The sequence below is a fragment of the Komagataeibacter medellinensis NBRC 3288 genome (genome assembly GCF_000182745.2).
Taxonomy (GTDB): Bacteria; Pseudomonadota; Alphaproteobacteria; order Acetobacterales; family Acetobacteraceae; genus Komagataeibacter; species Komagataeibacter medellinensis.
On record NC_016027.1, the window covers coordinates 1,910,159 to 1,924,671 of the forward strand.

General features: G+C 48.6%; 15 protein-coding genes. 9 read left to right on the forward strand and 6 right to left on the reverse strand.

Annotation, left to right across the window (positions count from 1 at the left end):
* Nucleotides 1-53 precede the first annotated feature (53 nt).
* On the forward strand, nucleotides 54-851 hold the full coding sequence (locus tag GLX_RS08945; RefSeq protein ID WP_014105649.1) for a DUF6538 domain-containing protein: 798 nt from the start codon (nucleotides 54-56) through the stop codon (nucleotides 849-851).
* Between the two features lie 90 nt (nucleotides 852-941).
* On the opposite strand, the gene GLX_RS08950 is transcribed toward GLX_RS08945, so the two are convergent.
* Nucleotides 942-2,021 (reverse strand): IS5 family transposase, encoded by a 1,080-nt coding sequence (locus GLX_RS08950; protein ID WP_014104060.1) that lies wholly within the window; start codon nucleotides 2,019-2,021, stop codon nucleotides 942-944.
* A 201-nt stretch (nucleotides 2,022-2,222) separates the two neighbouring features.
* Here GLX_RS08950 and GLX_RS17255 point away from each other — a divergent pair, with 201 nt between their 5' ends.
* Complete coding sequence (locus GLX_RS17255; RefSeq protein ID WP_014105650.1) at nucleotides 2,223-3,893, forward strand: ATP-dependent nuclease; 1,671 nt, start codon at nucleotides 2,223-2,225, stop codon at nucleotides 3,891-3,893.
* A 229-nt stretch (nucleotides 3,894-4,122) separates the two neighbouring features.
* Here the strand turns inward: GLX_RS17255 and mazF are convergent, their stop codons facing one another.
* Both mazF and GLX_RS08955 read right to left on the reverse strand, forming a co-directional pair.
* Entirely contained in the window at nucleotides 4,123-4,467 is a 345-nt protein-coding gene (gene mazF, locus GLX_RS17260; RefSeq protein ID WP_081477885.1) for an endoribonuclease MazF, read from the reverse strand.
* A complete protein-coding gene (locus GLX_RS08955) occupies nucleotides 4,464-4,706 on the reverse strand; it encodes an AbrB/MazE/SpoVT family DNA-binding domain-containing protein (RefSeq protein WP_014105651.1) in 243 nt (80 codons plus the stop codon). Before GLX_RS08955 ends, mazF begins: the two co-directional genes overlap by 4 nt.
* Before the next feature lie 316 nt (nucleotides 4,707-5,022).
* Between GLX_RS08955 and GLX_RS08960 the strand changes: the two genes are divergently transcribed.
* Nucleotides 5,023-6,309 (forward strand): DUF6538 domain-containing protein, encoded by a 1,287-nt coding sequence (locus tag GLX_RS08960; RefSeq protein WP_014105652.1) that lies wholly within the window; start codon nucleotides 5,023-5,025, stop codon nucleotides 6,307-6,309.
* A gap of 90 nt (nucleotides 6,310-6,399) precedes the next feature.
* On the opposite strand, the gene GLX_RS08965 is transcribed toward GLX_RS08960, so the two are convergent.
* Nucleotides 6,400-7,479 carry an IS5 family transposase gene (locus GLX_RS08965; protein ID WP_014105653.1) on the reverse strand — a complete coding sequence of 360 codons (1,080 nt, stop codon included), beginning with the start codon at nucleotides 7,477-7,479 and terminating at the stop codon, nucleotides 6,400-6,402.
* A gap of 84 nt (nucleotides 7,480-7,563) precedes the next feature.
* Between GLX_RS08965 and GLX_RS18460 the strand changes: the two genes are divergently transcribed.
* Nucleotides 7,564-7,929: a hypothetical protein gene (locus GLX_RS18460; protein ID WP_158309230.1), complete on the forward strand. Its 366-nt coding sequence runs from the start codon at nucleotides 7,564-7,566 to the stop codon at nucleotides 7,927-7,929.
* Nucleotides 7,930-8,324: 395 nt separating this feature from the next.
* On the opposite strand, the gene GLX_RS08970 is transcribed toward GLX_RS18460, so the two are convergent.
* Nucleotides 8,325-9,251 (reverse strand): Bpu10I family restriction endonuclease, encoded by a 927-nt coding sequence (locus GLX_RS08970; protein WP_014105654.1) that lies wholly within the window; start codon nucleotides 9,249-9,251, stop codon nucleotides 8,325-8,327.
* Nucleotides 9,244-10,479: a DNA methyltransferase gene (locus GLX_RS08975; RefSeq protein ID WP_014105655.1), complete on the reverse strand. Its 1,236-nt coding sequence runs from the start codon at nucleotides 10,477-10,479 to the stop codon at nucleotides 9,244-9,246. The genes GLX_RS08970 and GLX_RS08975 overlap by 8 nt, the downstream gene beginning before the upstream one ends.
* A gap of 412 nt (nucleotides 10,480-10,891) precedes the next feature.
* Here GLX_RS08975 and GLX_RS17270 point away from each other — a divergent pair.
* The 5 genes from GLX_RS17270 (at nucleotide 10,892) to GLX_RS09000 (ending at nucleotide 14,366) form a co-directional block, all read left to right on the forward strand.
* Nucleotides 10,892-11,649, forward strand: a protein-coding gene (locus GLX_RS17270; protein ID WP_148268520.1) for an IS5 family transposase whose coding sequence is annotated in 2 segments (ribosomal slippage) — nucleotides 10,892-11,213 and nucleotides 11,213-11,649 — 759 coding nt in all. Because the reading frame shifts where the segments join, the coding sequence is not laid out codon by codon here.
* 30 nt (nucleotides 11,650-11,679) lie between these two features.
* Nucleotides 11,680-12,345, forward strand: coding sequence for a hypothetical protein (locus GLX_RS16580; protein ID WP_050856112.1), 666 nt, complete (start codon nucleotides 11,680-11,682; stop codon nucleotides 12,343-12,345).
* Between the two features lie 497 nt (nucleotides 12,346-12,842).
* Nucleotides 12,843-12,971, forward strand: a complete 129-nt coding sequence (locus GLX_RS19220; protein WP_269448774.1) for a helix-turn-helix domain-containing protein — start codon at nucleotides 12,843-12,845, stop codon at nucleotides 12,969-12,971.
* Nucleotides 12,972-13,123: 152 nt separating this feature from the next.
* Nucleotides 13,124-13,312, forward strand: coding sequence for a type I restriction-modification system subunit M N-terminal domain-containing protein (locus tag GLX_RS08995; RefSeq protein ID WP_014105658.1), 189 nt, complete (start codon nucleotides 13,124-13,126; stop codon nucleotides 13,310-13,312).
* A 22-nt stretch (nucleotides 13,313-13,334) separates the two neighbouring features.
* On the forward strand, nucleotides 13,335-14,366 hold the full coding sequence (locus tag GLX_RS09000; protein ID WP_010511145.1) for an IS110 family RNA-guided transposase: 1,032 nt from the start codon (nucleotides 13,335-13,337) through the stop codon (nucleotides 14,364-14,366).
* The last annotated feature ends 147 nt before the right edge of the window (nucleotides 14,367-14,513 follow it).

Genomic DNA, 14,513 nt, shown 5'->3' on the forward strand with positions numbered 1-14,513 from the left:
AACCATAAAAGCCGAACCTTCTACAATCGGCTTCTATAATGTGAGCCGTCTGTATGTTGATCCGTCTCCAATCCGGGTATCATTTCCGCAGGGCTGTGCCTTCACATATCCGTGATATTGTGGGCAAAAAGGAGCTATGGTTCTCGCTTGGCACTAACAAACGCGAGGTTGCCAAACCATATGCGTGTGCAGTTTTCGCAGAGACCGAAAGGCTGTTCCGTTCCGTAATGCACCTCAAAACAGAACTCAGCGAAAACGAAAATTTTATCAGGAATGAACTGCCTGAAGACGCACAGGAACTCTTTGACCTGCTTATTCAGGACTACCAGCACAGGATTGCATCCTTACAGACGCAATATGACCATCAGAGACTCAGACATTCCATGGAAAGTCTGGAACAGGTGGAAAAGCTGGAGAAAGCCAGAAATCTGACTGGCAGAAGTGTGCATCTGCTGGAACGCACTGTTACAGACCTGAAAAAGACCAAAGCCAGCCTTCCAGCCCTGACGGATATTCAAAGCCAGATTAAGGACATGAAAGCCTTTCTGGCTCCGAAGGAAAAACCTTCTCCCCTCTTTTCAGAAGCGATTAAAATTTTCCTGGAAAGCAAGGACACCACAGTCAAATCCACTGTGGTCAAATCCTACGAACGCACCTTCAAACGCTTTCTGGAAGTTTGTGGGGATAAGCCTATGCGGGATTATACCGGGGCAGATGTCGGGCATTTCAAAGCCCTGATGGAACAACTACCGGAAAGTTATGGCAAACAGCGTAACGACACCCGGACAGTTCAGGAATTTGTGGCAGATGGAGGGATCGAAGAACCGTTGATTGGCGCGCGTGGTTCCTGATTTCAGGCTTTTGTCGTGCTGATTGACGGTTCTTGGGGTGACTTTTGATCTGCGTCTTGAGCAGATCGGACGCTGTCGCCAATGGGATAGCTACGCGGCCGCGTTCAACCTCTCGAGGAAGAGGAAGCGGCGCATGTTGTAGACGATATTGGCCAAGCCAATCCTCATGGTGGCCCGGGTAATGCCCACGGTCCGGACGAACAATCCCGTCTGCGATTTCTGATCGGCAAAGACATGCTCGACGCGGGATCGGATGACGGACTTCCCTGCGTTAGAGCGCTGGATATGGCGAGGCATGGGCTTGAGATGCGGCTTTTTCCTGTGAACCTTCGAGACGAAACCCTCTTTGTCCATGAAGTCCTCATTGGCTTTCGAGCGATACGCGGTGTCGGCCCAAACGCTTGAGGCCGTATTGGTTTTATCGAGCAAGCCCTCGCGCAGCCTGGCACCATCACTGGCGGCGGCATCCGTCGCTTTCCATTTCCGGATCAGTCGAAACTTTCGATCGATGGAAATATGCGATTTGTAGCCAAAGAACGGGATGGCGAGGTCCGTGGACGGGAGCGTCCCGTCCTCCTGCCGCTTTGCCTTCGTGAACTTCAGTGTCCATCGCGCATGGCGATCCTTGTGGGACAACTTGGCAGGCTTGTCCTGCCAGTCCTGCGGAATGCGGCCTTCCCGAAGATCAACTTTCTCCGCGTTGGTATTGCGCTGCTTTGGCGCCGCCACCAGCGTGGCATCCAGGATCTGGCCGGACATCGGCAGATACCCGGCGTTTCGCAGGGTGGCGTCAAAGCGCTCGAACAGCTTCTGGATGGCGCCAGCCTCGGTCAGCCGTTCACGGAACAGCCAGACCGTTTTGGCGTCAGGCACCCGGTCCGATAACGCCAGGCCGAGGAAGCGCATGAAGGACAGCCGGTCGTTGATCAGATACTCCGTTCGCTCGTCGGAGAGATTGTTCAGCGTCTGGATCACCAGGATCTTGAACATCAGCACCGGATCAAACGGGGGACGGCCACCTTTACTTCCGTCCGCATAGGCCAGAGCCCTGTCCAGATCAGGACGGAACACCTCAAAATCCACAGTCCGAGAAAACGCTTCGAGCTGATCGCCAAGGCCACTCAAACGGGCTAGTCGCTCGTCCACATCAAAGAAGCCCGGCTGCTTCATGAGCCATTCCCTCAATCATCACAGAAGAGAGGGAATCACACACAGAGGGCCAGAACCAGGGGTTTTTCGAACCCTCCATCTCAAAGGCAAGAACAAAACCGAAAGCGCTTTTCAAATTCTCCAAATCTTTGGTCTGGATTGACTTCTCTAAAACTTCATTACATCCTACAAAAATTAACTATTTATAAGGCAACCCTGTTAATGAAAATTAAAAAAGTTACCGCAAAAAATTTTAGAACCCTTCAAGACTTTGAAGTCTCTTTCGACAATACATATTCTGCCATTTCAGGAAAAAATAATTGTGGGAAATCAGCAATATTTAAAATTCTGCAACATTTTTTAATTAAAGATGTTCGTGATTCTATTTTTTCCGTCCATGAAGATATAACATATGAAGAAGATCTTACAAAATGGTTGCCGCAAGATAAGCAAGAAAAAATAGAAATAGAAGTTGATTTGGAAATATCAGATGAAAAAGACCCTGAAATTTTCTTTTCAATTAATTCTTATGCGGGAAAGCTAGTAAAAGGAAAAATTATTGAACTAAAACTTCATCAAGAATTTATAAGCGCAAACGAATCTAAATTAACATGTAAAATTGATAATGCCGTTGTAGAGGATCGATCTTCAGTAGAAATACTTAAAAAACTAAGAAATTCAAATGCTTTAATATTTCATAATTCTGTTAGCCCCGGACGTTCTTTTTTCCTCGGTGGACAAGGGATATTAGAAGTTGTTGAAGCGCATTTTTCTGCCGATGATTTGAAAAAAATTACAGCAGCTAAAAAAGCTCTACAGACCAAAATAAAATCAGCAACTAAAGCTCATAAAGGAGAAATTGATAAATTATTAGGAAAGCTAAATGATAAATATCAAGTAGAACTTTCTGCTGTAGATGGAAGTAAAAATTCGTCATATTCATTAGATGTTAGGCTGGCAGATAAAAGTGTCGCTGTGCCTTTAAAAGACTGGGGAGCGGGCACTCAAAATCGAACTAGACTTTTAATGACAATACTTGAGGCTATTAGGAAAAAAACAAATTCTAATGATCAGGAAAGACTTTCGCCTGTCTTGTTAATTGAAGAGCCCGAAAGTTTTTTACATCCTTCCGCTCAAAGTGATTTTGGACATGTGCTTTCTAGCTTATCTGAAGAATATGATATCCAGATGGTCGTTAATACGCATAGTCCGTATCTGTTAAATGTGAAAAAGCCGGATGCCAACATACTACTGGATAGAAAAACATTCAGAAACTCTTTGAGAGAAACATCTATCGTACCTACAAATGGCGATAAATGGATGCTGCCTTTCTCAAAAATTTTGGGTGTAGTTCCAGAAGATTTTGATGGATGGTCAAAAATTTTTGGCACAAAATTCGGAAAAATCATCCTAGTAGAAGGCGCAATTGATGTTGAGTATTTTCAATTCTTCAAAGAAAAATATCCATCAATTTATCAAATTGATTCATCGATAGGAATACTTCCCTACAATGGAAAGGATGCTCTAAAGAATACTCAAATATTGAAATTCATGTTAAGCCGAATGGATCAGTCTTTTATTACGTTTGACTTTGATGCCAAAGAGGAAATTCAGAAAAAATTGGAAGCAATAGATTTATTAGAAGATGTCGATTTTTGTGCTGTAGGAAGAGCAGAAGCCGGGGCTGGGTGTATCGAAGGATTAGTACCTAAACAAATAAAAGCGAAAGTCTACGCTGAAAATGTTGATATTGTTCAGGCACTAACGTCTGCGAATACGAAAGAGAAAAACGATGCGAGAAATAAAATAAAAGCAAAAATGTTAGAAGAAACAAAAAAACCTCACTCCCTGAGAAAGATTTTTCTGAATTTAAGAAATTCTTTTCGAAAATAGATAAATCTTTTAAAGATAAAGGATAATATTATTTTAAATGATAATATTCATTAAATGAAAGTTTCTTACATTTATGAAAACAAAGGGGCGATGGGAGAAACTTTCTTCATTACGTGCTACTCAATCGGTCGTCATTGAGCATTGCTAGCCCCTTTTAAAAACAACCTATCGAAACAGACGGTTTCTTATTCTTCTCTATTATCAAAATATTTCACGAAACTTATTTTTATCACCCAAGCAGCAATCTGATACGCTGCCGGATGGCCTCAAGCTCTTCTGGTAAAACTTTGCCTTTGAGCTTTGCCTTTCTCACGCGCCAATCCAGACTTCTGAGCTGATCTGACAAAACCACACTGGCAGTTTTTCCAGTCAGAGCCACTTCAAAGGGGTAGCCTTTGATTTTGGTCGTTGTCGGACAGCACAGCATCATTCCAGCTTTAGCGTTATAACTGGCGGGGCTCAACACAACAGCAGGCCGGTGTCCTGCCTGCTCCCTGCCCGCCTGCGGATCAAATTCCAGCCAAACGATGTCCCCGCAATCAGGAACCCAAGCAGTCTTTACTTTGGCACTCACCAGCTTTCACCACCAACAGATGGACCGAAGTCCATTTCATCATGGCGGTTCTCGGCCGTAATACCTGACACTAATTCTTCCAGTTTGAGAGGAACTGCTTTGACTGGCTCAATGATAATCCGTCCATCTTCTTCCCGCACATCGACGGCCTGATCGATCTTCAGACTGACGGCTTCAAGCACACCAGCGGGAAGACGAATGGCTGCACTGTTTCCCCATTTCCTGACAACGCCTTGCATGATGACATTCCTTACTTAAAGTTTATACGTCGTATATACATCATATTCCCACCAGAGCCCAGACAAATCCCTCTCTTGACTGCCCCACGGGTTTGCCCGCAGAGTGAACCCGCAGTCACCATGCGAAGGATGATTTCATCTGAAATTATCGTTCTATTTCAGTGGTTTGCCTTTCTGGTTGCGACCAAGGGGAGCGGGTTCGAGTCCCGCAGTTCGCACCACTCATAACATATTGGTTTAATTGACTTTTATGGCCTTCCCATAACCATAAAAGCCGAACCTTCTACAATCGGCTTCTACAAAATGAGCCGTCTGTATGTTGATTCGTCTCCAATCCGGGTATCATTTCCGCAGGGCTGTGCCTTCACATGTCCGTGATATTGTGGGCAAAAAGGAGCTATGGCTCTCCCTTGGCACTAACAAACGCGAGGTTGCCAAACCATATGCGTGTGCAGTTTTCGCAGAGACCGAAAGGCTGTTCCGTTCCGTAATGCACCTCAAGACAGAACTCAGCGAAAACGAAAATTTTATCAGGAATGAACTGCCTGAAGACGCGCAGGAACTCTTTGACCTGCTTATTCAGGACTACCAGCACAGGATTGCATCCTTACAGACGCAATATGACCATCAGAGACTCAGACATTCCATGGAAAGTCTGGAACAGGTGGAAAAGCTGGAGAAAGCCAGAAATCTGACTGGCAGAAGTGTGCATCTGCTGGAACGCACTGTTACAGACCTGAAAAAGACCAAAGCCAGTCTTCCAGACCTGACGGATATTCAAAGCCAGATCAAGGACATGAAAGCCTTTCTGGCTCCAAAGGAGAAACCTTCTCCCCTCTTTTCAGAAGCGATTAAAATTTTCCTGGAAAGCAAGGACACCACAGTCAAATCCACTGTGATCAAATCCTACGAACGCACCTTCAAACGCTTTCTGGAAGTCTGTGGGGATAAACCCATGCGGGATTATACCGGGGCAGATGTCGGGCATTTCAAAGCCCTGATGGAACAGCTACCGGAAAGTTATGGCAAACAGCGCAATGACACCCGGACAGTTCAGGAATTTGTGGCAGATGCGAAGAAACGCAAACTGGCCCGTATTTCCGGGAAGTCAGTCAAAAACCATTTCACCAAGCTTTCGGGACTTTGGAAGCATTTCCTTCTGCGTGACCTTGTGGATCGCAATGTTTTCACAGGTGGCTGGCAGTTTGACACCAAGTCCAAAACCAATCGTGTGCGCTGGAGTGATAACGACTTAAAGGCCATTGCGGGTCAGCCCTGGCAGTTTGGCACCATCAGCCATAAGACAGCATCCATGATTGTGGGGATTGCCTCTTACACAGGGATGCGACTGGAAGAAATCTGTCGTTTAAGACCACAGGACATTCAGGAGATTCAAGGTATTCCCTGCATTCTGGTGCAGGATCACCCTGCCCTGAAAGGTAAACCCTGGATGGAATGGAGTGCGAAGACAGAAGCCGGGAAACGTGTTGTTCCCATTTGCACGGCCTTACAGCAAGCTGGTTTGCTTGACCTTGCCCAAAGAGCCATGAACCAGAAACGTGGAGGGATCGAAGAACCGTTGATTGGCGCGCGTGGTTCCTGATTTCAGGCTTTTGTCGTGCTGATTGACGGTTCTTGGGGTGACTTTTGATCTGCGTCTTGAGCAGATCGGACGCTGTCGCCAATTGGATAGCTACGCGGCCGCGTTCAACCTCTCGAGGAAGAGGAAGCGGCGCATGTTGTAGACGATATTGGCCAAGCCAATCCTCATGGTGGCCCGGGTAATGCCCACGGTCCGGATGAACAATCCCGTCTGCGATTTCTGATCGGCAAAGACATGCTCGACGCGGGATCGGATGACGGACTTCCCTGCGTTAGAGCGCTGGATATGGCGGGGCATGGGCTTGAGATGCGGCTTTTTCCTGTGAACCTTCGAGACGAAACCCTCTTTGTCCATGAAGTCCTCATTGGCTTTCGAGCGATACGCGGTGTCGGCCCAAACGCTTGAGGCCGTATTGGTTTTATCGAGCAAGCCCTCGCGCAGCCTGGCACCATCACTGGCGGCGGCATCCGTCGCTTTCCATTTCCGGATCAGTCGAAACTTTCGATCGATGAAAATATGCGATTTGTAGCCAAAGAACGGAATGGCGAGGTCCGTGGACGGGAGCGTCCCGTCCTCCTGCCGCTTTGCCTTCGTGAACTTCAGTGTCCATCGCGCATGGCGATCCTTGTGGGACAACTTGGCAGGCTTGTCCTGCCAGTCCTGCGGAATGCGGCCTTCCCGAAGATCAACTTTCTCCGCGTTGGTATTGCGCTGCTTTGGCGCCGCCACCAGCGTGGCATCCAGGATCTGGCCGGACATCGGCAGATACCCGGCGTTTCGCAGGGTGGCGTCAAAGCGCTCGAACAGCTTCTGGATGGCGCCAGCCTCGGTCAGCCGTTCACGGAACAGCCAGACCGTTTTGGCGTCAGGCACCCGGTCCGATAACGCCAGGCCGAGGAAGCGCATGAAGGACAGCCGGTCGTTGATCAGATACTCCGTTCGCTCGTCGGAGAGATTGTTCAGCGTCTGGATCACCAGGATCTTGAACATCAGCACCGGATCAAACGGGGGACGGCCACCTTTACTTCCGTCCGCATAGGCCAGAGCCCTGTCCAGATCAGGACGGAACACCTCAAAATCCACAGTCCGAGAAAACGCTTCGAGCTGATCGCCAAGGCCACTCAAACGGGCTAGTCGCTCGTCCACATCAAAGAAGCCCGGCTGCTTCATGAGCCATTCCCTCAATCATCACAGAAGAGAGGGAATCACACACAGAGGGCCAGAACCAGGGGTTTTTCGAACCCTCCACCTGTTGTGACTGAACGGAACAGACCCAGGCTGGAGCGCATCAAAACAAAATATGATACGGAATTTGGAGCTCTGGCCAAACCGAAAAAACGTGAAGACTGGCTGAGCAAGCAGTTTGAGGCACAAAGCCGGACGCATCAGAGACAGATTTACGAGTGGAACGAAAAACACCGCCCAGCCAAGGAACAGGCCCGTCGCGACATGTCCCTGTTTCGGTCTCTACTTCACAGCAAGCCGTTTTCTGCCGAGCGGGCAGAATTTACAAAACTGGCATCACAGATGCCTGTTGAGGACGGCCTGCTTCAGGCACTACAGAAACCTATTCGAAGCCGAAGCAAGCAGCACTTTGGAAGACAATCCTCTTACCAGTGATATCGCCTTTTGGGGTAAACGGAATGTCCGTTCGTGACGTATAACTCAAAATACCGGATGTTCGTTCAGGCTAGCGTCGGCTTGGTGGTTTTATTTATAATTCCCACTCGATTATAAATTTTTGAAAAAATATCATATTTATCAATATGTTAATTGAAATACGAATCTAAATGCCATGAAAAATACCATGCGCCGCTAATCCGCAGTCATTCAGGGTCACGCACGTCTAACGCGTCACTCCGGTGCCGGGCTATGGCTTCAACCACGTTTGGCCTCGCGTAGCCCGTACAGGTCGCGGGCGTTGGAGGTAGAGATGAACGCAGGCAGATCATTAGATGGCCCTTCGCCATTCAAGAATGCAAACTGATCTAGAATATTAGACATGCGCTCTCCCCTCAAAAATATCCACGTTCAAGCACAATCTCCTCAGAATCATGCTCCTCAGCAGGAAAACACTCGTTAAGATGCCAAATCAACCTCTTGAACCCATCAAGACTGAGAGGATATTTATCAAGATAATCACTATACCACTGACTTTTTTTCTGACGCCCTGCTGCTGTGGAAAACTCTGAACGTTGATTAGAAGCTATGCGCTTAGCGCGTCGAAGCACAATTACTTCATCCATCGCTGTTAGTTTTGTGTTGATTGGTGTCATATCCAACCATTCGCAGAGTAAAATATATTTTGACCCTGACGACACTCTTTTCAGTTCACCAGCGGTAGCAGCCGCCTCCTGGAACATAGTCTTATCGAGATTAGTCTTTATTTCCGTAGCGAAATAAGAAACATGGAAATCTTGTTCAAAAATATCGTTTGGATTAGAGGGAGTCGTGATTCGCATTTTATGCCTACGAGTCACAGAAAAATCCTGATCTTTTCGCTTGATATAAACTCCTCCGCCGGACAGCGCAAGCAACGGACTTTCGAATGACAACCCAGCAAAACTAGCTTTCGGCCCGCACTCAAGGCCATTTTGCCTAGCAAAACCCGGAATAAGCCGAGCATCGAACAATCGAGGCAAAAATTCTTCAAGAATAGTGTTATCTAACTTGAGCTGTCCCTTTTGCCGGTAAAGAAAATTTTCCTCAGAGCAAAAAATAAGGTCAAACTCTACCGTTTTCTTGTATGCATTAAGGAGGGTCACCAGCTCTTCCAGGAGTTCATCGCCCTCGCTTGTAAGAGAGTCCATGCTCTCCACCCAAGAGGCATAAACCTGGAGTTGATTCTCTACCATGGGCTTATCACTGTCAGGAAGCTTAGCGTTCTGCGCTAACGCATGAAGTTTATCTCCATGTGCCCGAACATAGACAACATCAATCATTGGCTGCGTCCCCAATCAGTGGTGATGGCAAAATTTTATTTGCTGAACAAATTGCTTCCGAGATTTCTTCCCGCCTCTCTGCTGGGCAATACTTCAAGGCATTTTTTAACGCCTGAGCACCTACAGCACGCCCAATCTCCACAGCTTTATCGAGGCTGAATTTCTGAGGCGTCATTGTAAGCACATCCTCAAATATAGATTCTCCAAAACGATTTATAAACTTTCGCTCATTCCATTCAATGAGGTCATACCCCATCCCTTGGCAAGCAACAGCACTAATCAACTCTCCGTTCTTAAACGATACAGATCGAACATTAGACTCTCGCCCGAGCACTATCGTTATTTTTGCCTGATCCTTTAGAACGCGACTTGCCTCTATAAAAAACTGCGCCATATCCATGCAGTACTGCACAACAGTCATGTACCTGTTCTGACGAAATTTTCGGTTAGCACCAATCTCAGACCTAGCGGCAGAGAGCGGCTGATGACCGAGAGCCTCAATAACAGGGCGATAGTTTTGATGGTAATTGAATACGTTTATATATGGAGGAGAAGTGACTAGATAATCAAAAGTATTCGGTGGAATATCTACAGACCTAGCATCACCAATCCTCGCAGAAATCAAACACTTATGGGCATAAAAATCAAAAACAACATTCAAATAACGCTCAATTCCTTTTGACAACTTTGCGCCAGAAACTGAATTTCCATTTGAAAATAGAAATAGAAGAGAACCCTCCAATAAAATTCTCTCCTCTTCATTCAACTCTGTATCAACGAGCACTCTTACTGCCTGCTCAACCAAAATAATTCCTTGATTTCTGGACGAGATTAATTGCAGGTTTCGGCAGAACTTGCGCGCACAATCAACAAGCAACTGCCTGCACTCTGGCTCAACCCCTAGCAACTCACTAACTTTGGCAAGGCAGATTGCAGCAGGATTAACATCCATCCCAAGAGAATTAAAGCCGCCCCTCGCTGCTTCGCGGAGAACGGTGCCACTCCCACAAAAAGGATCGAAAATGTAGTCCCCTTCCTTGCAATGCTTTGTAAGTAAGTATTCAATGAGTTGTGGACTGAACTGCCCCCGCCACGGCAAAGCGCTAGTACGCTCCTTTTCGACAATATCTAGAAAATGCTGATCATCGCTCGGCTGCACACGATCAGAAAATGCAGAATAGTTAAGCGCTTTAGCTGCATTGAAATCTTGATCCAGGATTATTTCCATCTACAATCTACCATCTCAAAGATGTAATCCCGTCCCCATGCCTTAAACTCATATCAATCATCGGAACTGTCTGCCTGCTATTCAAAAGGCAGGCTGTTTTGCTGTCTTTGAACAAACATCTGCACATAGTCACGCATGAAGTCACGAATTAGCACGGAAGCTGGACGATCATTCGCCTTAGCAGCCCTAAGAAAAGCTTGTTTGAGATCAACATCGACGCGGCATGTAAAGTTTGTTTGCTCCAAACTGGGCTCCCTTGCAATAACAAAGCACATAACATGCACTAACAGGGTTAGGATAACAGCTATACACCGGCCTGTCACGATAGCTAATACTAATTCCTGTTTGCTAGGCTCAGGACCCATTGATTTATGTAGGGAATTTTGCTTCAGGCTCTGCAAGGAGACTGAAGATGAGTGACCTGTTTTGGCTGACGGATGAACAGATGGAGCGTCTGCGGCCGTTCTTTCCCAAGAGCCATGGTAAACCGCGCGTTGATGACCGCCGCGTGCTGAGCGGCATCATTTTTGTGAACCGCAATGGTATGCGCTGGCGTGATGCGCCCCGGGAATACGGTCCGCACAAGACGCTCTACAACCGTTGGAAGCGTTGGGGCGACATGGGCATTTTCATGCGGATGATGGATGGCCTGTCTGCCGCGAAGGCTGAGCCTCAGACTATTATGATTGATGCGACCTATCTCAAGGCACACCGCACGGCTTCAAGCCTGCGGTTAAAAAAGGGGATCCAGGCCGCCTGATCGGACGCACTAAAGGGGGCATGAACACCAAGCTGCATGCGGTTACCGATCAGAACGGACGACCGCTGAGCTTCTTTATGACAGCCGGACAGATCAGTGATTACACCGGAGCTTCTGCTCTGCTGGACAACCTTCCCATGGCACAGTGGTTGCTGGCGGATCGGGGTTATGATGCTGACTGGTTCCGGGATGCCCTGGAGGAAAAAGGGATCAGGCCCTGCATTCCGGGAAGAATATCCCGCGGAAAACCAGTCAAATACGACAAGCGAAAATACAAAAGACGCAACCGCATCGAAATCATGTTCGGCCGCCTCAAGGACTGGCGGCGGGTCGCAACACGCTATGACAGATGCCCGAACGTCTTCTTCTCAGCCATCTGCCTCGCTGCAACCGTCATCTTCTGGCTATGAGTCCTGAGCCTAACGGAACATGGCCTGACCATGCGCGAAGGAGACCGGGCGGATAAAAGGTCAGGAGCGCACATCATTGAAGATCAGGACGGAAAACTGATCGGCAGCTTTACCCGTCTCACAAAAGTCAAAATGACGGAGTTCAGAAAGCTTCTTGCAGAAGAACAGCACCGCACTGTCAGCAAGTCAGAAACAGATATCAAAAGCAGCCGTTTACTCATCCGCCGGACAACCGCTGATTTTTATGAGGAATACCCTATCCCCAAAGGCCCAGACACTCAGACCGTCCTTAGAAAAAGACCTGTTATAAAACGCCCCCAAATGCGCAAATGGCAAAGAGAACTCTGGCTCCAACGTATGGCTGATGTTGATACGACAACAACAGAACCACTCAGCCCCACATCTTCTATCCGGATCATCAGTGCAGGGGAGGCCCGTTTCCACAAGGAGATCACAAAGGCTATTGTGCAACAACAGGCTATTCTCGACCAGCAAGCCCCGGAAGCAAGCTGGAAACCTCTGGACAGAAACAGAACCATAACGACATGGCGCAGACAGCTTATCCCCTATCAGAAGCAGCTCCGAAAAAGCTATGATCGTTACGCCACGGCAAAACGAGCATGGCAGGAGGCCGAGAAAAGCCGCTTGCAGCGTATGACCGGACGAGCCGGGAAACTGGAAAAAGTCTGCCAGTAACTCCTGCTTAAATTTCTGGACGTCCTGCGCTTTGTCGTTCAAGCCCTCCTTCACATCGTGGGGCTACGCTCCTCGCCGCCAGAACCAGTCCGACATGTTTTGACAGAACGCGACAGATCAGCCCTTGAGGGCTTTCGTAAACAATATGATGCTGAATTCACCGCCATGGCCGATCCAGATAAACTCGAACCATGGCTTGCAGGCCGTTTTAACAGGCTGGTGCAGGCCAGAGCCGACCGCATCCGACGGTGGGACAGGGAACGTCAGGCCGAAAAAGCGCAGGCACGACAGGAGATCGCACGCCTGAGCACTAAACTCGACAGCCCGATATCCACGAGCAGAACGCAGGCTTCGGCTCCTTCCTCGCGAATACATGCGCCGGACCTTGAGTAGAACGCCGTCACGTGCAACGGATATGCGTACGACGACCCATTGATAACTGTCGACTACCACTCTACGGTTTCAGAAATGGAGAAACATACGTGACCCATCCCGGAATGTTTGTTCGCCAAGAGTGCCTTGATCCCAACGGCTTGTCCGCAACCAATACCGGGCAGGTGCTCGGGTGCGACTTCCTGAACGAGCGATCCGGCACTTCGCCGGAGATGGCGCTACGCCTTGAATAAGGCATTCGGCACCTCCGCCCGGCCCAGGATGGAACGGCAAATGAACCACGAACTAGAAACGGTCATGGCCCGCGCCTATGAGATCGACGTCCAGTCATTTACAAAGCGCCCCTCATGCACATGAATCGCGCGACAATTACAGTAGGCAGCAAGTGATCACAGGCACAATCAAAACCCAGATCGACCAGATCTGGAACGCGTTCTGGTCCGGCGGGGTCTCCAACCCGCTTTCCGTGATCGAACAGCTCACCTTCCTCATGTTCATCAAGCGGCTCGACGACCTCCAGATGGGGTGGACGGCCTCCCTGCGGCATCAATGTGCCATGATGGAGGTTCACTGACCATCAGGAGGAGACCGCCCGTATGAAAGCTAGCATAATTGGCCTTGATATTGCCAAATCCGTTTTTCAGGCTCATGGGGCTGACGCAATTGGAAAGTGCGTTTTCAAGCGCAAGCTTGGTCGCAGTGAAGTTTCAGCATTTTTTGCAAAACTTGACCCATGTGAAGTTGTTCTGGAAGCCTGCGGGTCAGCTCATTACTGGGCACGGGTGATCAGCAGGATTGGTCATGATGTCAGACTGGTTCCTCCTGATCGGGTCAAATCATTTGTCAAAAAAGGCAAGAAAAATGACGCTGTTGATGCGGCTGCGATCTGCATGGCGGCGACTCATCCTGATACGATGTGTGTTCCGATCAAGAGCGAAGAGCAGCAAGGTGTCTTGTCACTGCATTCTGCCCGCGCTCTTCTGGTCAAACAGCAGACCATGCTGAGTAATGCGTTACGGGCTCTTGCTTCCGAGTTCGGGCTGATAGCCCCTCTGGGCACACGCCATCTGCCAGAACTGATGGCAAAAATAGAGACATCAGCCGACCTGCCTGCTGCCATGAAGCAGAGTGCCATGTTGTTATTTGAGCATTATGAAAAGGTCGCTCAGAGCATTGATGCTTTGGAAGTGCAGATCCGGGCGCGTGCAAAAAGCGATGACGATGCGCGTCGGTTGATGACCATCCCTGGGGTCGGTCCTATAACGGCTTCTCTGATTGTCGCCTCGGTCGCGGATATTGGCTCTTTCGCCTCTGCGCGCCATTTTGCCGCCTGGCTGGGGCTTGTGCCTCGTCAGCATTCTACCGGCGGTAAAACCCGTCTGGGAAGGATTACCAAAACGGGCAATCGGCAGATAAGAACGTTGCTGGTTCTTGGTGCGACGGCCATGCTTCATCGTGCCCATAAGTGGGATAGCGCTGCGGGTCAGTGGCTATGCGAACTCATGGCGCGTCGTCCAAGGCGTCTGGCAACAGTTGCACTTGCCAATAAAATGGCTCGTATCATCTGGGCGTTGTTGTCACGTAAAGAGATCTATCGTCCGGCTGGTGTCAGTGTTTCAGCAGGCTGACCTGCACCAGCAGAACGATGGACACCGGAGCTTGCTCCGGTAGATCCGGCAGTATGTACGAACCGACGTGATGGGAAGACAGTCATTCAGCAACAGTTCAGGCCATACCGTTCGACCGTCTGTGCCCCTGAGCACGTGATACCAGAT